The organism is Amycolatopsis orientalis, from assembly GCF_000943515.2.
Taxonomy (GTDB): Bacteria; Actinomycetota; Actinomycetes; order Mycobacteriales; family Pseudonocardiaceae; genus Amycolatopsis; species Amycolatopsis orientalis.
The window spans coordinates 5,748,518-5,770,663 of record NZ_CP016174.1 but is presented as its reverse complement, the minus strand read 5'-3'; the positions used below and the strand labels follow the sequence as shown (position 1 = coordinate 5,770,663).

Annotated in this window: 21 protein-coding genes; 9 read left to right on the top strand and 12 right to left on the bottom strand. The window is 67.0% G+C overall.

The genetic code is table 11. The features are described 5' to 3' along the window. Positions 1–42: 42 nt before the first annotated feature. The 6 genes from SD37_RS25200 to SD37_RS25175 form a co-directional block, all read right to left on the bottom strand. Positions 43–2,949 carry an alpha-L-fucosidase gene (locus tag SD37_RS25200; protein ID WP_044851988.1) on the bottom strand — a complete coding sequence of 969 codons (2,907 nt, stop codon included), beginning with the start codon at positions 2,947–2,949 and terminating at the stop codon, positions 43–45. A 157-nt stretch (positions 2,950–3,106) separates the two neighbouring features. Then, positions 3,107–3,793 carry a hypothetical protein gene (locus SD37_RS25195; RefSeq protein ID WP_044851989.1) on the bottom strand — a complete coding sequence of 229 codons (687 nt, stop codon included), beginning with the start codon at positions 3,791–3,793 and terminating at the stop codon, positions 3,107–3,109. Positions 3,794–3,829: 36 nt separating this feature from the next. Next, entirely contained in the window at positions 3,830–4,555 is a 726-nt protein-coding gene (locus tag SD37_RS25190) for a HEAT repeat domain-containing protein (RefSeq protein WP_044851990.1), read from the bottom strand. 190 nt (positions 4,556–4,745) lie between these two features. Next, complete coding sequence (locus tag SD37_RS25185; RefSeq protein ID WP_044851991.1) at positions 4,746–5,240, bottom strand: AMIN-like domain-containing (lipo)protein; 495 nt, start codon at positions 5,238–5,240, stop codon at positions 4,746–4,748. A 77-nt stretch (positions 5,241–5,317) separates the two neighbouring features. Continuing rightward, positions 5,318–6,346 carry a DUF6734 family protein gene (locus SD37_RS25180; protein WP_044851992.1) on the bottom strand — a complete coding sequence of 343 codons (1,029 nt, stop codon included), beginning with the start codon at positions 6,344–6,346 and terminating at the stop codon, positions 5,318–5,320. A gap of 32 nt (positions 6,347–6,378) precedes the next feature. Further along, positions 6,379–6,558, bottom strand: coding sequence for a hypothetical protein (locus tag SD37_RS25175; RefSeq protein ID WP_044851993.1), 180 nt, complete (start codon positions 6,556–6,558; stop codon positions 6,379–6,381). Positions 6,559–6,722: 164 nt separating this feature from the next. On the opposite strand from SD37_RS25175, the gene SD37_RS25170 reads away from it, so the two are divergent. After that, positions 6,723–7,916 (top strand): hypothetical protein, encoded by a 1,194-nt coding sequence (locus tag SD37_RS25170; protein WP_083255312.1) that lies wholly within the window; start codon positions 6,723–6,725, stop codon positions 7,914–7,916. A 270-nt stretch (positions 7,917–8,186) separates the two neighbouring features. Here the strand turns inward: SD37_RS25170 and SD37_RS25165 are convergent, their stop codons facing one another. Together SD37_RS25165 and SD37_RS25160 are read right to left on the bottom strand one after the other, a co-directional pair. Beyond that, positions 8,187–9,347 (bottom strand): HAF repeat-containing protein, encoded by a 1,161-nt coding sequence (locus SD37_RS25165; protein WP_418189787.1) that lies wholly within the window; start codon positions 9,345–9,347, stop codon positions 8,187–8,189. A 304-nt stretch (positions 9,348–9,651) separates the two neighbouring features. After that, complete coding sequence (locus SD37_RS25160) at positions 9,652–9,876, bottom strand: helix-turn-helix transcriptional regulator (RefSeq protein WP_065912972.1); 225 nt, start codon at positions 9,874–9,876, stop codon at positions 9,652–9,654. 363 nt (positions 9,877–10,239) lie between these two features. Between SD37_RS25160 and SD37_RS25155 the strand changes: the two genes are divergently transcribed. Next, a complete protein-coding gene (locus SD37_RS25155; protein ID WP_044851995.1) occupies positions 10,240–10,518 on the top strand; it encodes a type II toxin-antitoxin system Phd/YefM family antitoxin in 279 nt (92 codons plus the stop codon). Continuing rightward, positions 10,511–10,915, top strand: coding sequence for a type II toxin-antitoxin system VapC family toxin (locus tag SD37_RS25150; RefSeq protein ID WP_044851996.1), 405 nt, complete (start codon positions 10,511–10,513; stop codon positions 10,913–10,915). Before SD37_RS25155 ends, SD37_RS25150 begins: the two co-directional genes overlap by 8 nt. Before the next feature lie 64 nt (positions 10,916–10,979). Here the strand turns inward: SD37_RS25150 and SD37_RS42790 are convergent, their stop codons facing one another. Both SD37_RS42790 and SD37_RS25140 read right to left on the bottom strand, forming a co-directional pair. Continuing rightward, positions 10,980–11,801: a hypothetical protein gene (locus tag SD37_RS42790; protein ID WP_145926721.1), complete on the bottom strand. Its 822-nt coding sequence runs from the start codon at positions 11,799–11,801 to the stop codon at positions 10,980–10,982. Positions 11,802–12,316: 515 nt separating this feature from the next. Beyond that, on the bottom strand, positions 12,317–12,994 hold the full coding sequence (locus tag SD37_RS25140; protein WP_044851998.1) for an MBL fold metallo-hydrolase: 678 nt from the start codon (positions 12,992–12,994) through the stop codon (positions 12,317–12,319). Between the two features lie 107 nt (positions 12,995–13,101). Here SD37_RS25140 and SD37_RS25135 point away from each other — a divergent pair, with 107 nt between their 5' ends. Both SD37_RS25135 and uvrA read left to right on the top strand, forming a co-directional pair. Continuing rightward, positions 13,102–14,337 carry an acyltransferase family protein gene (locus SD37_RS25135; protein WP_044851999.1) on the top strand — a complete coding sequence of 412 codons (1,236 nt, stop codon included), beginning with the start codon at positions 13,102–13,104 and terminating at the stop codon, positions 14,335–14,337. 77 nt (positions 14,338–14,414) lie between these two features. Further along, complete coding sequence (gene uvrA, locus SD37_RS25130) at positions 14,415–17,270, top strand: excinuclease ABC subunit UvrA (protein WP_044852000.1); 2,856 nt, start codon at positions 14,415–14,417, stop codon at positions 17,268–17,270. 73 nt (positions 17,271–17,343) lie between these two features. Here uvrA and SD37_RS25125 read toward each other — a convergent pair whose 3' ends face one another. Beyond that, a complete protein-coding gene (locus tag SD37_RS25125; protein ID WP_044852001.1) occupies positions 17,344–17,985 on the bottom strand; it encodes a fibronectin type III domain-containing protein in 642 nt (213 codons plus the stop codon). A gap of 267 nt (positions 17,986–18,252) precedes the next feature. Here SD37_RS25125 and SD37_RS25120 point away from each other — a divergent pair, with 267 nt between their 5' ends. Genes SD37_RS25120 through SD37_RS25105 form a run of 4 tightly spaced genes read left to right on the top strand, consistent with a single transcriptional unit; the run spans position 18,253 to position 20,711 of the window. Continuing rightward, positions 18,253–18,804 carry a sigma-70 family RNA polymerase sigma factor gene (locus tag SD37_RS25120; protein ID WP_161780883.1) on the top strand — a complete coding sequence of 184 codons (552 nt, stop codon included), beginning with the start codon at positions 18,253–18,255 and terminating at the stop codon, positions 18,802–18,804. Continuing rightward, complete coding sequence (locus tag SD37_RS25115; RefSeq protein WP_044852002.1) at positions 18,801–19,511, top strand: anti-sigma factor family protein; 711 nt, start codon at positions 18,801–18,803, stop codon at positions 19,509–19,511. Before SD37_RS25120 ends, SD37_RS25115 begins: the two co-directional genes overlap by 4 nt. Further along, positions 19,508–19,981 carry an SRPBCC family protein gene (locus tag SD37_RS25110; RefSeq protein ID WP_044852003.1) on the top strand — a complete coding sequence of 158 codons (474 nt, stop codon included), beginning with the start codon at positions 19,508–19,510 and terminating at the stop codon, positions 19,979–19,981. Before SD37_RS25115 ends, SD37_RS25110 begins: the two co-directional genes overlap by 4 nt. 10 nt (positions 19,982–19,991) lie before the next feature. Further along, on the top strand, positions 19,992–20,711 hold the full coding sequence (locus SD37_RS25105; RefSeq protein ID WP_236725107.1) for a carbon-nitrogen hydrolase family protein: 720 nt from the start codon (positions 19,992–19,994) through the stop codon (positions 20,709–20,711). Here the strand turns inward: SD37_RS25105 and SD37_RS25100 are convergent. After that, positions 20,681–22,099, bottom strand: coding sequence for an MFS transporter (locus SD37_RS25100; protein ID WP_052674986.1), 1,419 nt, complete (start codon positions 22,097–22,099; stop codon positions 20,681–20,683). The two genes, SD37_RS25105 and SD37_RS25100, sit on opposite strands and share 31 nt — an antisense overlap. Between the last annotated feature and the right edge of the window lie 47 nt (positions 22,100–22,146).

The following is a 22,146-nucleotide window of genomic DNA, read 5'->3' as shown; positions in this document are numbered from 1 at the left end:
CCAGCCTTGACCCTCTCCCGGGGAGAGGGTCAAGCAGGTACCTCACCCCAGTGACAGCCGATCGAGATCCGGGGCGGACGCGTGGTCGTTGTGGAGCTTGATCGTGTTCGCCCCGGCGCGCAGCTCGACCGGGACCGAGGTCGTGTACTGGGTGTTGTTGCCCGCGCCGTCGACCTTGACCTCGACCGGTGTGCCGCCGTTGACCGTGACGAAGTACGAGCGCGGTCCGTTGACGGTGAAGTCGATGTACAGGGTGTAACGCCTCGCCTCGGCCACGGTGACGTTCTCGAACAGCACGAACGCGCTCGGATCGCCGCCGATGTTGCGCACCTTCTGACCGCCCGAGCACACCCCGCAGTTCGTGACGCCCGCGCTGCCGACGTCGTTCGCCGAGTCTTCGGCCTCCCGCATGAAGACCCGGTCGGACGGCCGTGGACTCACCCGCACCGGCTTGCTCACCGCTTTCGCCCGCCCGAGCAGGTCGAAGGTCGCGGTGACCGGGATGTCGGCCGTGGTGACGCCTTCTGGGGAGTCGAGGGTCCATGAGGCTTCGAGTTCCTGCCCGACGCGCATCGACGCCGCCGTGGCCGGGGCACCCCGCAGGGTCCAGCCCGCCGGGACCACCGGCGCCATGGTGACCCGGCCGATGGCGTCATCGGCGTCGAGCCGCAGCTTCGCGGTCACCTTCATGGACTGGCGCCCCGGGGAAAGCCATTGGACGCCACCGGGTTCGACGGTCAGGGTCGTCTTCGGCGTGTACGACTCGGGCGGCAGGGGAGCGACCGCGATCCGGTCGAGCCCCGGTCCCGTGGCGGCGCCGCTGAACACCTTGACGGTATTGGCGCCCGCCTTTAGCGGGACCGGCATCGCGGTCGAGGCCACGATCCCTGGAGTGTTCGCGTCGATCGCGGTCTCGACGGGGGCTCCGCCGTTGACGCTCACCGACACCGACGTCGCGGATCCGCTCGTGGTGTCGAGCTGAAGCCGGTAGGTCCCGGCTTCCGCGACCGTCACCTCCGGGAAGGAGACCGCGTTGCGTGGGCCGCCGCCGAGCCCGGTGACCTGGAACGATCCGGAGCAGGACGCGCACCGGCCGAGATGGGCGCGGCCGTCGTGGTCATTGCGGAAGGACTCGGCCTCAAGCGGCACCTGGGTACCGGGGAAGGAACTCGGATAGCCGTACGCCACCTTGATCTCATCGATCGCCAGCTGCCGGTAGAACGGCTTCGCCTGCGGCCCGGACCAGGTGTTGAGTACCTCGAGTTTGACGAAGCGGGTGTGCTGCTCGCCGAGTTCGACGAACTGCACTCCGCGGGCACTCGGCATCGCCCCGGTGCGGACCGGCTTGCCCCAGTTCCTGCCGTCGTCGCTGACGTAGACGCGGTAGTCCTGGATCCGGGACGAGTCCTCCGGCCTGCCGAAGGATTCGCGCGCGTGCGTCGGCGACATTTCACGCTGGTTCACCGCGAGGTAGGTCGCCGTCCGCCGCTTGCCGAGATCCAAGGTCAGCGAGACCGGCTGCTTGCCGTCGGCGTCCCAGTAGTTCTCGAAGTTCCCGTCGACGAGATTCGACGCCGGATGGCCCGCCCGCGACGACGAAGCGGTGGCCTTGATCGTGCGGGAGTCGTGGAAGTACTGCTGGCCGGCCGTTTCCACCTTGAACACGGTGTCGTAGATGTCCCAGCCCTTGATGTCCACAATGGTCAGGTAACCGCCGGACTGACTGAACCGCAGTGGCGCGCCCGAGCGCAGATCGGACACCTTCGTGACCTTGTAGCCGTTGTCGCGCAAGCGAAGCAGGTCGGTGCGCGGCCGGGTGACGACGTGGAGGTACTGCGTCCTGGCGTCGGGCTCGACGGTGATGACGCCGTGCGCGCCGTCGTTCCAGAAGCCAGGCTGCATCCCACCGTACATGTACCCACCGCCTTCCTTGCCCTGAAGCGAGGATTTGATCGGCGGTACCCAGCTCGCCATGAAGTTGTTGTACGCCTCTTGCTGCGGCGGGAACTTCCCGTTCACCATGGGGGTTTCGGCCATCAGCGACTTCATCGACGAACCGGCGTTGGTGATGTAGCGCCCGGTGGACAGCCGGAAGTCGACGGCCTGGTCGGTGCCGTCGTACCACCAGCCCCCGTTGGTGGGCAGTTTGTAGTCGGCTTCGGTGAGCCTCGGCATCGGGGTGAACGCGGCCTGCGGATAGTCGTAGGACGGCGTGATACCGGTCTTCTGCTCGTTGCTGACGGTGTCCATGATCGGCGTGTCCTCGTTGTTGTTGCTCAGCAACCAGGACGGCCGTTTCTCACGGATCTGTTCGTAGAGCTTGTTCTTTTCCCAGTACTCGTTGTCGTTGTCGATCCAGAACCCCGCGAGATCCGAGTAGCGGTCCATGACCTCGTGGAAGAGGTCGTAGGAGTATTCGCCGAAACCGGGCCGCGTGGTCAGGTCGACCTGCTTGCCCTTGTAGGCGGAGTACGCGGCGGAATCCAGCGACTCGACGCCGGTTTCCTTGTGCCACTGGGGATCGTCGGTCATGTAGAGGATCGTTCGGACCCCCTTGGCGTTGCCCGCCTTGACGAGTTCACCGAGCAGATCGCGTTGGGTGGCACAGCTTCCCGGGACCTTCGACGGCCACGGCCGCGCGTAACCCAGCCTGCTGTGGAAGGTGGCGAGCACGATGTAGGAGGCGCCGAGCTTGCGCGCCTCGTCCACCCAGTAGTCGGCGCTCCAGCCGCCGTCGGTGACGGCGCGTTCCCAGGCCGCGCAGTCGGTGTGGCGCGGCGCGGTGAACATGCCCCAGTGCAGGAAGAGTCCCGCGGTCGCCTCGCGCAGCCATTTCTGGCGGGGGTGGTGCACCTCCGCGTTCGCCGTCGTCGTGGTGAGCAGCCCCGCCAGCAGGGCGAGGACCACGGCGAGCCAGGCGGTGCGTTGCGCTCGAACTCTCATGACCATCCGCTCTCATCCAGGGCGTGGTTGCCGAGAGATCCGATGATTGCGGCTGATATCTGCGTGGTCAAGCCCCGCTGACCGGGACATAGGATTAGTCATCGGAGGTATGGCGTGACAGAACCCTCTCGTCGAGAGGACGAGAGGGCCTGTCGATCGTGCTTCAGATGTTGAAGCCGGGGTGGGTCGCGAAGGCGTTGTCGATCACGAGATTCCCGCGCTGGCGGGCCCGTTCACGCAAGGCCGACGTCGTGCGGGCACCCTGGGCGTAGAACCACCACAGGTAGAGCGCCCCGTACATCCAGGCGCCTTCGTAGCCCCAGGTCGAGTCGGCGCCGCTCTTGCCGGCACCGAACACCGAACCCGCCGGGAAATTCGCGTTGTGCGGCTTCCCGCCCTGATGCCGCGATTCGTGGATCAACGTCTCCGCACGGCCGGGGACGTCCTTGGAGTACCAGAAACCCAGGTACAACTCGATCCGGTCGTCGGTGAACGGCCCGCTGAAGGACGTGGCGATGGCACTGCCGTCGCCACACAGCGAACGGAGGTCGTCACAGTTGTCCCGGACGTAGCGGCGCGCCCAGTTCAGCATCGGCCCCGAATAGGCGTCGTTCGCGTAGTCCTGTGCCGAATAGGTCAGCAGGTAGCACGCGTTGAACGTCCGGGCCAGCGGCTTGTCGGTGTTGCACGCGTCTTCCCAGCCGAACCCGTCGTCCCAGTAGTCCTTGTTGCCCGAGAAACCGTACGTGTTCCAGAAATAGTCGATGTAGGTCTGATTGCAGATCGAGGCACCGTAGAAATTGTCCCCGGTCACGTTCTTGTCCGGCACGGTGTAGCTGCAAGTGGCCATCGGAGATCACCTGTCTGTAGAAGGAATTCGTTCGATTCAGGAGCGCGGGGGCTCCGGTGGAGGCACGTCGTCGGCGCGCGTGTCCTTCACGTGGCGCCCGCCGACGGCCTGCGGGACACCGCGGACGTCGACGCGCCGGATGTTCAGCAGGCGCTCGTCTTCGGTGCCGCTGAGCGCCTCGCGCACCTGGGCGGCGAGGTCGGGGTCACCGGTCTCGGCGATGGCCTGGATCGCCGCGCGCCGCACCGTGAACACCTCGTGCCGGACCTGCCGCAGCAGCAGGTCCTTGGCCGCGCTGTCGCCGGTGGAAGCCAGGCGTGCCAAGGCTTCCACGGCGGTGGTGCGGATGATCACCTCTTCGCCGACGGTGCTGATCCCGTGCGCCGGGTCGTCGGAACGCTCCGGCGGGATCGGCTGGCGCAGCACGTTTTCGAGCACCGATACGGCCGCTGTGTGCCGTAGATCGGTGAGCAGCTGGACCAGACCCCAGCGTTCCAGGTACTGCTCCTCGGACAGGGCGTCGTACTGCTCGCCGAGGGCCGGGACGACTTCGTCCGCACGTTCACGAAGCCGGTCGAGGCTCCGCTGGTAATTGCGTTCGGCGTCTTCACCGGACGCGGCCATGGTCTCGGCGGCCTGGGTCACCAGTTCGCCGATTTCGCTGTTCGAAAAGCTTCCGAGACCCGATCCGCTCGGGCCGGCTTCGAGGTTGTCGCCACCCGGGCCCAAGGACGGGGTGTCGGGATTGCGTGGGGTCGGCATGAGGTTCTCCTTCGCAGCGGCGATGATGCTGACGGAAGGAAGGAACGCGACGCCGGGCGGCAGATACCTGATTTCCCGAAAATTCCCCTTTCGGGGTGTCCCGGGATTTTCACCGCGGGAATCCGAAAAGGATTTTGCTCACCGGAAACCGGATGGTCGGTGAAAAGCCTTCACGGATTCCCGCTCGTGATCAATGGCCGACGTCGATGACCACGCGGTTGGGGGCGGTCAGTGTGAACACGGTGACCGGCGTCCTCGACCGGACGCCGAGACCGAGGGACAAGGTGCCTTCGTAGTCGCCGGTGACCGCGACCGCCATGACGTTGCGCAGGCCGCGGGTCCGGAACTTCTGCGGACCGGGGTAGGTCGGATTCCCGGCCGCGTCGTGTGCGGCCGCCGGAGTCGCGGTGACCGCGATGAAATACTCGCCGGTCAGCCAGACGATGTCGCCCGATCCGTCGGCGATCAGTTCGTCGACGAGGTCGTACCGGACCGCGGGGACCGGGCCCGCCGTCAGGTCGAGCACGATCCGGTCGAATCCGGTGTTCAGACCGGTGCGGATCCCCGTCATCGCGGGGATCGTCTGCGCCGCGACGGACGCGGGCGAGGCCGCGGCGATGGCGCCGGTCAACATGAGTGTCGTGGCGGCGAGCGCGCCGAGCGCGCGCCGAAGGGTGATGGTCATGGCGATGACCTCCTGCCGGAATACTGGTTCCGGGAAGACGCCTGTGCGGCGGGAAGGTTGTATTCTTCGCTTTATCGTTACTGATCGCCGAAGACGCGTCGAGCGATCTCGAAGTCGGCGGGAAAATGGTTTTTCACTCGCTCGGTGAGCCATCGCATGTAGCGGAGATCGCTTTTCGCGGAGGCGATGAGATGCGTGAAGCACTGGGCGACAGCGACCTTTTCGTCGAAGGTGTCGTGCTGGGAGGCGAAAACGCATTGCACGTCCGTGGCGGTGCCGCCCCAGCACAGCGCGCCGAGAAGATACTGCTCGACGACCAGGTTGAAATCCTCGAGTGGGGCGAGCCGTCGCCAGGCCGCCTGGTTCTCGGCCGACTCGACCAGCCGGATGCCGAGATCGGCGTAGCGGCGAAGCAAGGAAACGGCCGTACCCCCCACGATCCCGGTGCAGAGCGCGGCCTCTCCGGCGTAGTCGCCGAGTTCCTCCGGCAGGAACCCGCCGGTCGCCCGGATGGCCGTGATGACGGCCGCCGGCCGGTAGTAGCCCGCGTCGGAAGCCGGTGCGTGCTCCGGATTCTGCGCGACGATCGCCCCGGAGAGGCCCGTGGCCGGGAAACCGGGCCAGAGGAACACGTCGTTGTCGCTGTGCAGGAAGGGTTCGGTCTGCTCGCGGTAGGCGTGCAGCTTTCCGAGCGCCCACCAGGACGGGTCCTGCCCGGCGAGTTCGTTCAACGAGAGCGAGACGTCGTCGAAGGGCAGGCGCAGTCGCTCCACGAGCAGTTCGTGGCCCTGCTCGTCGGTGACCAGCGCGGTCGTGGGGAACAGGCCGGACGCGAGGCGGAACGACAGGATCCAGGACAGGGCGTGGAAGAAGTCGCTCGGCCAGTGTCTTCCGTGCTGGTGGCGATACGGTTTGCTCCAGAAGGACCAGACCGCGCGCCGGATCGGTTGCCCCGTCGTGTCGCCGGGGCGGACGACCCTGACCCGTGGCGGAACCCAGCCCGGCTCGCCGATCCCGCCGTACTCGCCGGGCGCCGGGGATTCGGGTGCCAGGAGATGGCCGCCGATGGCGACCGCGAGGTAGGGGCCATATCCGTAGTACGGCATCGCCGTGATGTTCGGGGCGCGGAGCGGGAACGTTACGACGGGCCGGAGCCACGGAATCCGCTGAGGTGGAGCACGGCGACCGCGGTCGCCGTGCCGAGTGCCGTCACCACAAGGGATCCGGTGAGTAGATAGAGACCCCCGACGCCGGCCAAGGAGGTCTTGATCAATTTCACGATTCCGTCGTGCTGTTTGCCGGACGCTTCTTTGGCCATTGTCGAACCCCTCGTGTGTGGTGTACTAGTACACCGTAGGACGCAGTGGCCGGTGAGCGGCTTCGCCGGTTCTGATCTTTCGCGGTCAGGAGGAGTTTCTTGTCGTCGTCTCGCGCCGCGAATTGTCGATCATCACCGCGAATCGGATCGAGGTGGAGGGCGTCGTGACAATTCAGCTGGAGGGGGAGCGCCTTGACGGTGCGTATTCCATCGCCGCGGTCGAGGCCGCGCTGCGCTGGCTCGCGGGCCGCAAGGACGGCGAACCGCTCAGGTTCCTGCGCTACGCGATCGAAGACCCGGCGAGCGAATCGGCCGCGGCGCTCGCCTGCCTGGTCCGGCCGACGGCGTCGATGACCGCGGCGACTCCCGAGGTGCGGGCGCTCGCGGTCTGGGGAGTGATCCTCGACGGGATCGGGAAGATCGGCTCGACGACCGAATCCCGGCGCCGGAATGCCTTGCACGCCGCGTTCCGGCTGGGCAGGGTGAGATGGAGATCGACGCTCGACGACCGCTTCACGCAGCTGAAGAGCCTGCCACGCGTGTTCGGCGACCCGCCGCCGACGACCACGACGCCGATGCACAAGGCTTGGCGCCGGGCGGTGAGCGACAAGCTTTCCCCTTGTCTGGCAAGAAATCTGGCGCTGCTCGCGCACGACGGCGAGGCGTGGCGGCCTTACGTGGAGATCGCCAGGGCCTCGGCCGAAGCCGAAGAGCCGACTCGGTCGCCTTGTCGTCGAGCGCCGTCGTCCGGAGCGCAGCCGGTGTACCTGGAACGGCTGCTGGTGGCCGTGGAAATGCGGCGCAGAACGGTGTATCGCCGCTTGACGGTACGCGATGTCGTCGCCTGTGAGGACGGCGTCGATCGGTACCGGGCGCACGCTTCGACCGGCTGGACGGGGGATCTGGCGCCGATCCCCGTCAAAGCGATCTTCGGTTGCCGTGTCGGGACTTCTCCGGGAGTGCGACCGGGAGACCCGCACGTCGTGAACCTGCTGTTCCCGAAACCACTGGGCGATGGGGAGCGCCACGAGTTCATTTCCCTTGCCTGCGACGACGATCTCGAAGAGGAACGGCATTGGATCAACGTCGACGTCGACCATCACGGGATCGCGCCGGGCGTGGTCGACGGCGAGGGCAGGGTGACCGGGGGTTTGAGCATCAGCGTCACCTTCGACGACTGTGTCCCCGAGGCTTGCTGGTGGTATGCGGAGCAGACCGAGTACGAACGGCTGGTGCGGCCGCCTGCCGGTGACCGGCATCTGCTGGAGATCCGGAGCGGCGTCGTGGAGCACACCTTCCTGGCACCCTGTCAGCCGAGGGAGGGGTACGGCATCGCCTTCCGGTGGCCGCGATCTTGACGAAGCGAAGCCACATCCGGCTTCGACGTGGCTCGCTTCGGTGGTTTTCCGGCTAGTTGCCGGTGTTGCCGCCACCCTTGCCGTCGTCGCCGTGAATCGCCATCAAAACCTCCCTGGGTCATGTTCGGGGTCGCGGCGAAACTACCCAGGGTAAGCGTGACTCTTGGTAATGGGGTGTGTCTTTCCGTAGTTCCCGGGCGCGATAGATTGGCGCCGACTTTCCCTGGAACGGGGCCGTCCGATCGTGTCGGACGGCCCCGCTTCGAAGCCCTAGCGGAGTGTCCAGAACACCGCGTGGGTCTTCCCGGTGGAGGTGTCGGCGGTGCCGACGACCCGGCCACTGTCGGTGATCCGGTAGGCCTGGCCGCGGCTGCCGCCGGGCAGCTGGCCGAGTTGCGTGCGTTGCCCGTCGCGGTACCAGACGGTCGCTTGACGCTGGAAACTGCCCGCCGCGGTGCCATAGGCGTCGACCGCCTCGACTTCGGCGCCGAGGTTGTCGTCGGCCAGGACGGTCAGCCTGCCGTCGGGATCCCAGAGCACCGCGTTGCGGCGAGGGGCGTTGAGGTAGCCGGTTCCGACGACGTACCCGGTGGAACCGATGTGATAGAGCCAGACCGAATGAGGGCTGGGCCAGTCCAGGCGATGGATCGTGCCGTCCCGGTCCCAGGTTGCCGGGATCGGGGGCCCGCTCCTGGTCTCGACCATCGACCCGGCGGTCACCCCGGCCTTGTTGATCCGGCCGGCCCCGCTGCTCCAGCTCTGTGGCGCCAGCTCGGTGATCGGCCCGCCGTTCACCCACCGCACGGCGTGGTTCGCCCCGGCGCGCATGGCGCTGCCCGCGATGATCTGGCCGTCGCCGGAGATACCCTCGGCCATGCTCCAGGTCTCGCCGGGCAGCACGCCCAGGTCGGTGGCCTGGCCGTCCGGGTCCCAGCGGAAGCCGTGGAACTGGTTGTCCGGTGTCAGCCAGTTCCCGATGGCCACACCGGTGTCGCTGATCGCCGACGCGGTGGCGTTGTGATAGCCGGGCGGGACCTGCAGCGTGGTCGCCAGCCCGGCGGCGTCCCAGCGGGTGGGCACGGCGTCGGTCGCTGTCAGCACGTAGCCCACGGAAACCCCGTGGGTGTTGATGTCACGTACTTGCCCCTCGGTACCGCCTGGAGTGGGCAGCGCCATGATCTGGCCGCTGGCGTCCCAGCGGACCGGGCGTTTGCGCTGCGGATTGGGACCCGACATCGACAGCCCCACCATCACCCCCGCCTCGTTGACCGCCAGGACCGTACTGTTGTCGTCGCCGGGCAACGTGCCGAGATCGACCGGTCCGACCGGAGTGGCCTGCGCCGTCCCCGTCAGCGCGCCGGTGAAAACGACGAACGCCACCGCGAGCGACCAAGCCTGTCTTCGGCTGCCGCCCACACGATTCCTCATCATGATGACTCCCCAATCATGCTCGGGCGGAGTTCCGCCCCTTCTCGTCGAACAGTAATGGAACCGCTTCGCTAATTGCTCCCGCGATGATGATGTTCCACACGAATAGCCGACTGATTCCGGTTGCGCCATTAGCCCTTGTGGCCCAAATGGGAATGGCGAATAGCGGCAAACGGCCCAATGGGGGGCGGTTGGCCATTTTCTTCCTGGATTCCAGGTATCGGACGGGCTCCGGATTGGAAATACAAGGAAGGGTGAATTCCCCTCGTTATGGCGAACGCCCCGGCCGAGACTGTGCCTGAAGACGCTACCGCCCGGTCAGCTCGCGCCGACCAGTGTCGGTGAGCATGTAATACGGCCGCCCTTCGGCTGCGGACTTGTCGAACTCATGGGCGATCCAACCGCGGTTACCCAACACGTCCAGCATCTCCGCCAGTCGTCGATGACTGACGGACGCCGCACGCCGGAGATCCCTCGCGTAGAAGCGGGCTTCGGCGCCTCCCGCGAGGAGCACCGCCGTTAACCTGCTCATTTCTCGGGCTGTGCGCATGAACCGATTCCAGGCCTCGCCGTCGTGTTCCGACGGTTTCGGAGGCCGAGCGAAACGCGATGACGGATAGCCGACCCATCCTGCCGAAGGCCACCTTCTTGACTTGGCATGCTTCTGGGCGGCTATGCCGGAAGCGCCGTCGTCGTTTCTCGGCGACGGCTACCGCTGATCCGCGAAGCCGGCCACTCTGAGGGCATCGGGCGAGACCTGTTCGCGCTCGGCCGCCGGAAGATCGATCGGGCCGAACCGGTCGTGCCGACACGGCCGGGGTACGGCGTATCGCGTCATCGGCCCACAAATCGGCCTGGTGTAGCCCCAGGAGCTACGCCAGGCTACACTCGCTTCATGAAGGTGATCACCCAGCGCGAGTTTCGTAACAACTCCGCCGCTGTCATGGACGCCGTCGAGGCCGGGGAGGTTTATCACGTCACCCGCAACGGGGTCGAGGTGGCCGAACTACGGCCGATACCTCGTAGGCGGCGTCTGACCGCTGAGGAGTTGGTCCAGAAGCATCGAGGGTTGCCAAAGGTCGAGGCGGCTCAGATGAGGCAAGAGGCTGACGAGTTCTTCGGTACCGAAGACCGTGTTGATTCTGACGACGTATGGGAGCAGGAGCGTGGCTGAGCGTCATGAAGCAGGTGTGCTTGACACCTGTACCTACATCGACCTTGGCCTGCTTGAACCTGCTGTACTGCCGAAGATCCCGGAACTCACCGCTGTCACCATGGCCGAGCTCCATCAAGGGGTGGCGATGGCGAAGGATGCCGCGGTTCGCGCCGCGCGCACTGAGAAGCTCGGTGCCGCCATCGTCGACTTCGCCCCGCTTCCGTTCGACGGTGACGCCGCCGCCCGGTATGGAACATTGGTCGCGCTCGTCCTCGCGGGGAAGCGGGACCCGCGACCTCGGCGGATGGATCTGATGATCGCCGCCATCGCATCGTCGCGGGCTCTGCCGCTCTATACTCGCAACGCTGATGACTTCAAAGGTTTGGGCAACATGGTCGAGGTCGTCGCGGTCTGAACGGCGTCGAACGGGCCGCCGATCTGGTTTGGCAGGTGGGCGCTACATGAGCAAGCGCGATTGCTTATCGGAAGCTCAGTGAGAAGATCGACCCGTCGGATGTAGCCGAGTAGAACTCGTTCGAGTCATCTGACTCCACTTGCTCTTCAGGGCGAGACAACTGTTCAATGGTTTCATATTCGGGCTGGGGTAACTGTTCGGCGAAGGTAACCTGGGCTTCGATGACAGGTTCGGGTCTGTCTTGACCGAGCGTTTGGTCGACAGATTCGCTGATCGCATTCCTGGCCGTGATCTGCCTTCCCGCGAAGCTGAATGTAACGCTGGTGCCGACGGCGTTTCCGAATGGCGTGGAAAAGTTTACGCGGTCTCGTGGGCGACGCGTGAGCCGGTTGCGCATGACGTCGGGCATCCAGTGTTCGAGTCCGGTGAAGTTGCCGCCGAAGTCGGCGAGCATTGCCCATGATGCTCTCACTGCAGCGTTCGTGAGTGCGTGTGAGGACAGATCTCTGGTGTCTTCTCCTAAACGAAAGTGGCCAGCCTCGTTGATCCAGGTCGAGCTGACTTCGTGTTTGGGCTCTTCCTCGTCGGCGGGATCGATTGCGAGGTAGGAAAGCGCGCCGTTGAAGGCAATTATGGAAGTGGCAATGCCGGAGGGAATCCTCCCGTCGACGGTGATGCCGTCGAGTTGCCGAACCGCCTTTTGTAGCTGTCTTATCGCCGTGCTGCGACTTTTGGTCCCCTTGCATTCTAGCGTGCGGATTCTGTAATGGTTTCTGGCGTGAGGCGTCGGCGGCGACAAGGAGATAGTCGGGGCGGTTTTTTCCACTTTTCCGCACTGCGCGTGGCGCTCCCCCTGCGAAAACATAGCGATCGTCCAATGTCGCATCCACGTCGACGATGCTGACAGGAGCGCGGCCTGCGCCGGTCCAAGCAAACCATCGGCGAGCCAGGAGGCCGCCGAATGCGATGCCCATCTCCTCGGACGTCACGCGTCGCTGGTTGCCTGCAATACGGCAGCCCGCGTCGCTCACCTTGAGGCGTCGTGATTTCTTGTCGACGACATCGAAGAAACCCAAATAGCGCAGGAGTCCCCATTGCGTGTACATGTCGAGCACATCGTCTTGGTAGCGCGGCGCTGTCGCATAAGCGAGTTGGTGTAGTGCTTCGACCGGGCGAAGCACTACACCTTTTTGCAGGCTGGAGGCGGGTGACAGGGTCTTGCCAGGATTGACGAAACCCGGCGCGTTCATGACGCGGCGGATGAGCCCGTGACTGCTTTCTCCGTGTAAGTAAGCGTACGAACCGACAACCTTCCTCGCCTGCTCAAGATCCACATCTCCAGTGTCTCAGCAAACGAAGGTTCCAGCCAGGTTGTATGCCCCGTTCGGGAGCGTCGTCAGCTCACCAGCCGCGTTCGCGCCACTCGGCCAGATGCGGCCGCTGCTCACCCAGCGTCGAGTCGTCCCCATGCCCCGGATAGAACCAAGTCTCGTCCGGCAGCTCATCGAAGATCCGCGACGAGACATCGTCGATCAGCGACTTGAAGTCCTCCGGCGAACCGGTCTTCCCGACACCACCCGGGAACAGGGAGTCGCCGGTGAACAGGTGCGGGTGCCCGGCCGGGTCGCGGTACAGGAGCGCGATCGAGCCGGGGGTGTGGCCGCGCAGGTGGATCACCTCGAGGGTGACCTGCCCGACCTTGACCGTGTCGCCGTGCTCGACCAGGAAGTCCGGCGGGATCGGCAGCGGTTCGGCGTCCAGCGGGTGGGCGGCGGTGTTCGAGCCGTTCGCGCCGGCGACGGCGCCGAGGGCCTGCCAGTGGTCCTGGTGCTGGTGGGTGGTCACGACGGTCTTCAGCGCGGGCCTGTCGGGGCCGTGGCCGATGAGGTCGGAGATCCGTTCCGGGTCGTTCGCGGCGTCGATCAGCAGCGCCTCGTTCTCGGTGCGGCAGACGAGCAGATACGCGTTGTTGTCCATCGGACCGACCGACAGCTTCGTGATGGTGAGCGCGTCCAGGGTGCGACGGGCGGCGTCACCGCCGGGCTCGACATGCCCGGTGTAGGTCTCGACGATGTTCACAGCGCACACGGTAGTCGTTCGCCTGCAATCGGTTCCACCCGCACAGGCGACGCACAGGAGCGGGTCGTAGGCTCGCGTCACCCCGCCAGCCGAACCACAGGACACCCGTGCCCGACCCTTCGCCGCCGACCGGAACGCGCGCCCCGCGCCGGATCAGCTGGGACCTGCTCCGCGTGGTCGCCGTCTTCGCGGTCATGCTCGGGCATGTGACCCATCAGGGTGCTCTTCTGCATCCCGAACTGGTGGGGTACCCCTTTCGGGTCACCGCTCAGTTCGGTGCGGCCATCCTTCTGGTGATTTCCGCCTACTTCGTGTGCGCGAGTCTTCGGAAGGGTGAACCTCGGCGGTGGCTGTGGAACCGGATCGCGCGGCTGGTGCCCGCGTACCTGGTCGCCGTGATCGTCACCTACGTCGTCGCCCGCTACGCGACGATCCGCTTCAGCGGACTGCCGTTCCCGCCCGGCCTCTCCGGCTTCCTGTTCGGCGTCCCGCAGGGGCCGCCGACCGATCCCTCGCCGTGGTACGTCCCGACCGGCGCCGACCTGCTCGCCAACCTGGGCATGGTCCAGGAATGGGGCTGGCGCTACGAACTCTTCTACTACCTCGACGGCGCGTACTGGACATTGCCGGTGCAGCTCATGGCGTTCACCGCCGCGGCCCTGCTGTGGCCGCGGCGGTGGCGCACCCACCGGCTCACCGTGGGGCTGCTCTGGGCGCTGGTCCTGGTCCCGCTGTTCCTCCGGTTCGTTGTGTTCGACCCGCTCTCGACGCCCAAGCTCGCGGAAACCTTCTTTTACGGCCTGGGCCTGCACCGCGTGCACGTCTTCGCCATCGGCATCGCGATCTGGCTGTGGGCGAAACGGCGGCTGGCGCACTGGCATCTCGCGCTCTTCCTGCTCGCCGCCTGCGCCGCGCAGGACCTGCAGGTCTTCCCGTTCCACCAGTCGCTGCCCAACGATCCCGAGCGCTGGCCGTCTGCGATCGGCTTCGCGATCATGGTGCTGCTGGTGTGTCTGGCCGCGCGCGGACCGGACTGGCGGTTCCCCGGCCTCGCCCGGATCGCCCCGGCTGTCACCTGGCTAGCGGGCATCTCGTATGGTCTTTATCTGGTGCACCAGGAACTGGGTTACATCCTGGCCCGTGCCCTGCTGAACGTCGGCGTCCCCGGCTGGCTGCGTCTCCCCATCGTGCTGGCCGCCGCCGTACTGGCGGGCTGGGCGGTCACCGCGGGTGTGGAACGGCCGGTCCACCGGTGGCTCACCGCTCGCCGGGATCGACGCGAAAAGCCTGGAAAACCGCAGGTCAAGGACTCGGAACCGGTTTCTGTCGGTGGTGCCTCGTAGCATGGAAGCGGCCGCCCGTGCAGCTATCGACCGGGCCGGCGACCGCAGCTGAGAATGAAACCTGAAGGGACCCTGGCGTGGCTGATCGCCTCGTTGTTCGCGGCGCCCGCGAGCACAACCTCCGCGGCGTGGATCTCGACCTGCCCCGCGACAGCCTGATCGTGTTCACCGGCCTGTCCGGGTCCGGAAAGTCGAGCCTCGCCTTCGACACCATCTTCGCCGAGGGGCAGCGCCGTTACGTCGAGTCACTGTCGGCTTACGCGCGCCAGTTCCTCGGCCAGATGGACAAGCCGGACGTCGACTTCATCGAGGGCCTGTCGCCCGCGGTGTCGATCGACCAGAAATCCACCTCGCGCAACCCCCGTTCGACCGTCGGCACCATCACCGAGGTCTACGACTACCTGCGCCTGCTGTACGCCCGCGCCGGCAAGGCGCACTGCCCGCAGTGCGGGGAGGCGATCAGCAAGCAGACCCCACAGCAGATCGTCGACCAGGTGCTCGCCATGGAGGAGGGCACCCGCTTCCAGGTGCTGGCGCCGGTCGTGCGCGGGCGCAAGGGGGAGTACCTCGACCTCTTCGAGAACCTGCAGCAGCAGGGCTACGCGCGCGTCGTGGTCGACGGGACGGTCCATCCGCTCACCGACCCGCCGAAGCTGAAGAAGCAGGAAAAGCACCAGATCGCCGTCATCATCGACAGGCTCTCGGTGAAGACGAGCTCACGGCAGCGGCTCACCGACTCGGTCGAGACGGCGCTCCGGCTGGCCGACGGCCTGATCGAGCTGGAGTTCGTCGACCTGCCGGAGAACGATCCGCACCGCGTGCGCGGCTTCTCCGAGAACCTGGCCTGCCCCAACGGGCATCCGCTGGCGATCGAGGACCTCGAGCCGCGGTCGTTCTCTTTCAACGCGCCCTATGGCGCCTGCCCCGAGTGCACGGGTATCGGCGTCCGCAAGGAGGTCGACCCGGAACTGGTGGTCCCGGACGACGAGCTGTCGCTCGGCGAAGGCGCCATCGCGCCGTGGGCGGGCGGCCAGAGCGCGGACTACTTCATCCGGCTGCTCGAATCGCTTTCGGAGACCATCGGCTTCCGCATGGACACGCCGTGGCGCAAGCTGCCGGCGAAGGTGCAGAAGGCCGTCCTGCACGGCGTCGACGAGCAGGTCCACGTCCGCTACAAGAACCGCTACGGCCGCCAGCGTTCGTACTACGCGGCCTTCGAGGGTGTCATCCCGTTCCTCGAGCGGCGCCAGGAGCAGACGGAATCCGAGTACATGCGCGAGCGGTACGAGGGCTACATGCGCGAGGTCCCGTGCCCCGCTTGCCAGGGCACGCGGCTCAAGCCGGAGATCCTCGCGGTCACCCTGGAGCACAAGACCCAGGGCGACCGGTCGATCGCCGAGGTGTGCGCCCTGTCGATCGCGGAGGCGTCGCAGTTCCTCGACGAGCTGGAACTCGGCAAGCGCGAGCAGGTGATCGCCGGCGCGGTGCTCAAGGAGATCCAGGCGCGGCTGCGCTTCCTGCTCGACGTCGGCCTCAACTACCTCTCGCTCGACCGCGCCTCCGGGACGCTGTCCGGCGGCGAGGCGCAGCGGATCCGGCTCGCCACGCAGATCGGTTCCGGTCTGGTCGGCGTGCTGTACGTGCTGGACGAGCCGTCGATCGGGCTGCACCAGCGGGACAACCACCGGTTGATCGAGACCCTGGTCCGGCTGCGCGACCTCGGCAACACGCTGATCGTCGTCGAGCACGACGAGGACACCATCCGCTCCAGCGACTGGGTGGTCGACATCGGCCCCGGCGCCGGTGAGCACGGTGGCCACATCGTCCACAGCGGACCGTACAAGAAGATCCTGCGGAACAAGGACTCGATCACCGGCGCGTATCTGTCGGGCCGCAGCAAGATCGAGGTCCCGGCGATCCGGCGCCCGGTCGACAAGAAGCGGCAGCTGACCGTCGTCGGCGCCCGCGAGCACAACCTGCGCGGTCTCGACGTGTCGTTCCCGCTCGGCTGCCTGGTGTCGGTCACCGGTGTCTCGGGTTCCGGGAAGTCCACCCTGGTCAACGACATCCTCGCGACCGTGCTGGCGAACAAGCTCAACGGCGCGCGCCAGGTCCCGGGCCGTCACACGCGGGTCAACGGCCTGGCGAACGTCGACAAGCTGGTCCGCGTCGACCAATCGCCGATCGGCCGCACCCCGCGGTCCAACCCGGCGACCTACACCGGCGTCTGGGACCACGTGCGCAAGCTGTTCGCCGCGACCACCGAGGCAAAGGTGCGCGGCTACCAGCAGGGCCGGTTCTCCTTCAACGTCAAGGGCGGCCGGTGCGAGGCCTGCGCCGGTGACGGCACGATCAAGATCGAGATGAACTTCCTGCCGGACGTCTACGTCCCGTGTGAGGTGTGCAAGGGCGACCGGTACAACCGGGAGACCCTCGAAGTGCACTACAAGGGCAAGACCGTCTCCGACGTGCTGAACATGCCGATCGAAGAGGCGGCCGAGTTCTTCGAGCCGATCAAGGCGATCCACCGGCATCTGGCGACCCTCGTCGACGTCGGCCTCGGCTACGTCCGGCTCGGGCAACCCGCGCCGACGCTCTCCGGCGGCGAGGCGCAGCGCGTGAAGCTCGCCAGTGAACTGCAGAAACGGTCCACCGGCAAGACGGTCTACATCCTCGACGAGCCGACCACCGGTCTGCACTTCGAGGACATCAGCAAGCTGATCGGCGTGATCAACGGGCTGGTGGACAAGGGCAACACGGTGATCGTCATCGAGCACAACCTCGACGTCATCAAGACCTCGGACTGGATCATCGACATGGGGCCCGAGGGTGGTTCCGGCGGTGGCACCGTGATCGCCGAGGGCACTCCGGAGTACGTCGCTTCGGTTCCCGAGAGCTACACCGGCGAGTTCCTGAAGACCGTTCTCGCCTGAGGTCGCCCAAAGTGTTATGAACGGGACTTTCATTGCAAAATTTGCAATGAAAGTCCCGTTCATAACATCGGCACTAGACGGGCGTCTTCCCCGTGGTCCGGTCCAGCACCGGGGAAGCGGGCCCGTAGTAGAAGGCGCGCAGCCGGTACGAAGAACCCTCCTCGCCCGGCAGCGAAGCGAGTCCGGCCGACGTCGTCCCCGGATCCGACATCTCGACGGGCTCGAAGTCGGGAGCACCCGGTTTCCTGATCTCCACGAGGAAACCGTCCTCGTCGCTGGACCGGTCCGTCCAGCTGAACCGCACCATCTCCTCCGCGGCGGGCTCCGCCCGGAAGGCCGCGGGAGCGGCCGACTGGCCACCCGTGCGCAGCGAGACCGGCGGCCCGGCAGAGCCAGAACCAGCCGGTCCGGAAACCGTGACGGCCTCGGACACGGCGCCGTAGAACGGCCGGACCCGGTAGTAGAACCGTGTTTCCGGGATCAGGTCCGGATGCCGGTAGGAAGTCTGCCGCGGCGGCAAGAACCGCAGGATCGTGTAGTCCCCGTGCGGATCGGTGGTGTACTCGACGATCCGGCCCGCGGCGTCCGGATCGTCGTCCGGCCAGCTCAACTCGATGTTCACCGGATCCGTCAGTGTCGCGCGGAAACCGGGTTCTTCGCCGCAGCCCGACACGAAAGCCGCCAGCAGCAGAACGGCCGCGAGTTTCCTTGGCACGCCTCGTCCCTCCCGGGAATCAGGCGGCGGAGTCCGGAGACGTCAGCATACGAGCGCGCCCGGTGATCGACAAGCCCCCGGCAAGACCCGGTTGAACCGTTCGGCCACAACGTCCGTGTGGGAGGCAAGAGGAGGCGGCCATGGAGAACCGAGGAGAGGCCGGTGCCGATGCACAGTTCGATCGCGGCGCGCGCCGAACGATCCACCTTGCCCGTGCGGGTTGCAGTACTGTCCTCGCCGACCCAGAAGACCGTCGGGAGGACACGAGTGGCGATCGGTGGCTGGCGGCCGAAAAAGGCCAAGGGCGAGGACCTGGTCCGGCACTTGTACGCCGAACACGGGAGAAGCCTGCTGGCGTACGCGACGAGGCTGACCGGGGACCGCGCGGCCGCGGAGGACGTCGTACAGGAGACCTTGGTCCGGGCCTGGAAACATGCCGAAGACCTGCAGAACGACGCGAAAGGCTCGGTGCGGGGCTGGCTGCTCACGGTCGCCCGCAACATCATCACCGACCGCGCGCGGGCCAGGGCGGCGCGGCCGCCGGAAGTGCCGGAGCCCGAGGAAGGCGTGCCGACCCCGGCGGTGGAGCGGGATCACGCGCAGAGCGTCGTGGATTCCATGGCCGTGCTCGGGGCGATGGACGGCCTGTCCACGGAGCATCGTGAGGTCCTGGTGGAGATCTACTACCGGGGCCGGACGGTGGCCGAAGCGGCGAGATCACTGGGCGTCGCGCCGGGTACCGTTAAGTCGAGATCTTATTACGCCTTACGGGCGCTCAGAGCCGTGATGTCGGGAACCGGGAAGGAGGTAGCGCGATGAGTGCGGTGGGACACGACCAGGGCCAGCTCGCCGCCTACGTCCTCGGCGGGCTCACCCCGGCGGAGGCGGCGACGTTCGAGACGCATCTCGCGAATTGCCCCACGTGCCGTCGCGAGGTGCGGGAGCTGGCGGAGCTGCGGTATCACCTCGACGAGGTGCCGCCGGAGGCGTTCCTCGAAGGGCCGCCCGACGGAGGCGACCTGCTTTTGCAGCGCACGCTGCGTCAGGTCCGTGAAGAGGAGGGCGCCCAGGAGCGCAAGCCGCGGCGGTTCCTCGCCGTGGCCGGGGCGGCCGTGCTGGTCGTCGTGGCGCTGGGCGCCGGCGTGCTGGTCGGGCGGCAGACGTCGCCCGAACCGTCGACGGTGGCCCTGCCGGTGCCGACGGTGACAGCCCCGGTACCGGGGACCCGCGATCTCGCGGCCACCGACCGGGAAACGGGCGCGCAGCTGGCGGTCCGGGTCGTCCCGGCGGCGGGCTGGGTCCGGCTCCACGCGAAGGCCGAAGGCGTCCGTGAAGGCGAGAAGTGCCAGCTCGTCGTGGTGACCAAGAGCGGTGAGCGGGTCAGCGCGGGCAGCTGGCTGGTTTCGGCGAAGGGGGAACGCGAGGGCACCGGGATCGACGGTTCGGCGTTGGTCGCCCCGGACGACGTGGCTTCGGTCGACGTCGTGACCCTGGACGGCCGGAACCTGGTGTCGGCGCAGGTATGACGGGCTCGCACCCACGTCACGGAAGCGGTCGATACCGCTTCCGTGACACGTGGGTGCTCCCGGCCTCGCCCAAGGCGGTTTTCGACGCCGTCGTCGACCTCGCCGCGTACCCGCTGTGGTGGCGTGACGTCCGATCGGTCAGCAAGGTCGACGAAGACACCGCCGAACTCGTCTGCCGGTCGAGGTTGCCGTACGCGCTGACGGTGCGGATGCACCGCGACCGGCAGGACGAACACGAGGGCCGGGTGCGGGTCCTGCTCAGCGGGGATCTGGAAGGGACGCTGGCCGGCGCGCTGAGCCCGGCGGAAAGCGGCACCCGGCTGGAGATCACCCAGGAGGTCGAAGCCCGGAAACCGCTGCTGCGCAAGCTCGACAGTGTCGCCAGGCCGGTGTTCCGGATCAACCACGCGCTGATGATGCGACGCGGCCAACAGGGATTACGGGGATATCTGCTCGGCCTCGCGGGATAGGGTCCCGGGTATGACGTTGCGTGTCGCCACCGTGCAGCCGTTCACCGTCCCCGCCGACCTCTCCGCGAACATCGCCGAACACGCGAGGCTGCTGCGGATCGCGGACGCCGATCTCTGCGTCTTCCCCGAACTCTCCTTGACCGGTCTCGAATTCGAGGCGATCGCCGCCGACGAAGGGCTCTGGCTGACGCCGGACGATCCGCGCCTCGAACCGCTCCGTGAGGCTTGCCGGGCGAGCGCGGTGCACGCCGTCGTCGGGCTCCCGCTCCTGGAGGGCGGCCGGCGGTACATCGGTTCGCTCGTCCTCGGCCCGGCCGGGGAAACCGTTGCCACGTATGCGAAACGAAACCTGCACAACAGCGAAGAGGAACTTTTCGACGCCGGTGAGCGGCAGGTGATCATCGAGGTCGGCGGCAGGCGGCTCGGCCTGGCGATCTGTCTCGACGCCGCCGATCCGGAGCACTCCAGGGAACTCGCCGAAGCCGGGGCCGAGGTCTACGTCCTCAGCGCGCTTTTCAGTGAGGGCCAGGAAGGCCGCCTGCTCGACCAGGTCGGCGTGGCGGCGGGCCACGGGATGTGGGTGGTGCTTTCGCAGTATTCCGGCAAGACCGGCGGGATGGCCGCGTTCGGCGGCAGCGGGGTCTGGAAACCCGGAGGCGCCGCCGAGGTGCGTCTCGGCGGCGAACTCTCCGAATGGGCCTACGCGACCATCACCGGGGAGGCTTCCTGAGGCGCGCGGCCCCGCAGGGCCACGGCCGCGACGAAGACGGCGAGAGCGAGCAGGCCGGCGCTCAGCGCGTACGCGGTCCGGTAGCCGCTGGTCAGCGCTTCAGCCGTGGTCGCGCCTTCCGCCAGCAGTGATCCCGTCCGGGACGCGGCGGCCGTCGCGAGCACCGCGGTACCGACCGCGGCGCCGATCTGCTGGGTGGTGTTGATCAGCCCCGAAGCGACCCCGGCGTCGGCGGGCGTGGTCCCGGACATCGCCTGCCCCATCAGCGCGGGCATCGCCGCGCCGAACCCGACGCCCATCAGGACGAGGGCGGGCAGGACATCCGTCGCGTAGTTCCCGTCCGCTTCGACCGTGGCGAGCAAGCCGAGCGCCAGCGCGACCAGCGAAAGCCCGGTGACGAGCACCGTCCGCGCCCCGAAGCGGTGATTCAGCTTCTCGGCGAAGACCAGCGACATCACCGCGATCGTGACCGGTGCGGGCAGGAAGGCGAACCCGGTGCTCAGCGCGTCGAGTTCCAGTACCCGCTGGAGGTAGAGCGCGGTGATGAACTGGAAACCGAACAACCCGGCGACCATCAGGACCATCACCGTGTTCGCGCCGGACACCGCCCGGACGCGGAAGATCCGCAGCGGCAGCAACGGTTCACGCGCCTTCGCCTGCCGGAGCACGAACCCGGCGAGCAGCAACAGCGAAACCGCGAGCAGGCCGAGGGTGCGGGCGTCGGCCCAGGTGTACTCCTCGGCCTTGACGATCGTGTAGACCAGCAGCATCAGCCCGCCGGTGACCAGCCCGGCGCCGATGACGTCGGTGCCGCCGCGCAGTCCCGCGCCGCGGTCGGTTTCGAGCAGCCGGACGGCCATCACCAGCGCGACTACGCCGATCGGCAGGTTGACGAAGAAGGTCCAGTGCCAGTCGAGCAGCTGGGTGAGCGTGCCGCCCGCGATGAGCCCGATGGACGATCCCGCGGCCTGGGTGAAGCTGTAGACGCCGATGGCCTTCGCGCGCGCCCGCGGCTCCGGGTAGAGCGTGGTGATCATGCCGAGCACGACGGCCGAAGCGAGCGCGCCGCCCGCGCCCTGCAGGAAGCGGAACACGATGAGCTGGGTCTGGTCCTGGGCGATGCCGGACAGCAGTGAGGCGAGGGTGAACACGCCGAGCCCGGCGAGGAACACCCGTTTTCGGCCGAGCAGGTCGCCCAGTCTGCCGGACAGCAACAGGAGCCCGGCGAAGGCGATCAAGTAGGCGTTCACCACCCAGGCGAGCGAGGACGAGGTGAAGCCGAGGTCGTTCTGGATCGCGGGCAGCGCGACGGCGACGATCGAACCGTCGAGGACGACCATCAGCGAAACGGCGGTGAGTACGGCGAGAGCGAGAGCGCGTCGAGGCATGGAGGGACCCCTCTGTGAATTACGTGGAGACTTTCCCCAGGTGATGC

Bases quoted from the DNA above. Each gene is read 5' to 3' on its own strand.
- SD37_RS25100 (WP_052674986.1), bottom strand. From the start codon at position 22,099: ATGCCTCGACGCGCTCTCGCTCTCGCCGTACTCACCGCCGTTTCGCTG.
- SD37_RS25110 (WP_044852003.1), top strand. From the start codon at position 19,508: ATGACGGGCTCGCACCCACGTCACGGAAGCGGTCGATACCGCTTCCGT.
- SD37_RS25190 (WP_044851990.1), bottom strand. From the start codon at position 4,555: ATGCCGACCCCACGCAATCCCGACACCCCGTCCTTGGGCCCGGGTGGC.
- SD37_RS25195 (WP_044851989.1), bottom strand. From the start codon at position 3,793: ATGGCCACTTGCAGCTACACCGTGCCGGACAAGAACGTGACCGGGGAC.
- SD37_RS25105 (WP_236725107.1), top strand. From the start codon at position 19,992: ATGACGTTGCGTGTCGCCACCGTGCAGCCGTTCACCGTCCCCGCCGAC.
- SD37_RS25175 (WP_044851993.1), bottom strand. From the start codon at position 6,558: ATGGCCAAAGAAGCGTCCGGCAAACAGCACGACGGAATCGTGAAATTG.
- SD37_RS25155 (WP_044851995.1), top strand. From the start codon at position 10,240: ATGAAGGTGATCACCCAGCGCGAGTTTCGTAACAACTCCGCCGCTGTC.
- SD37_RS25185 (WP_044851991.1), bottom strand. From the start codon at position 5,240: ATGACCATCACCCTTCGGCGCGCGCTCGGCGCGCTCGCCGCCACGACA.
- SD37_RS25200 (WP_044851988.1), bottom strand. From the start codon at position 2,949: ATGGTCATGAGAGTTCGAGCGCAACGCACCGCCTGGCTCGCCGTGGTC.
- SD37_RS25160 (WP_065912972.1), bottom strand. From the start codon at position 9,876: ATGAGCAGGTTAACGGCGGTGCTCCTCGCGGGAGGCGCCGAAGCCCGC.
- SD37_RS25180 (WP_044851992.1), bottom strand. From the start codon at position 6,346: ATGCCGTACTACGGATATGGCCCCTACCTCGCGGTCGCCATCGGCGGC.
- SD37_RS42790 (WP_145926721.1), bottom strand. From the start codon at position 11,801: ATGCGACATTGGACGATCGCTATGTTTTCGCAGGGGGAGCGCCACGCG.
- SD37_RS25115 (WP_044852002.1), top strand. From the start codon at position 18,801: ATGAGTGCGGTGGGACACGACCAGGGCCAGCTCGCCGCCTACGTCCTC.
- SD37_RS25165 (WP_418189787.1), bottom strand. From the start codon at position 9,347: ATGATGAGGAATCGTGTGGGCGGCAGCCGAAGACAGGCTTGGTCGCTC.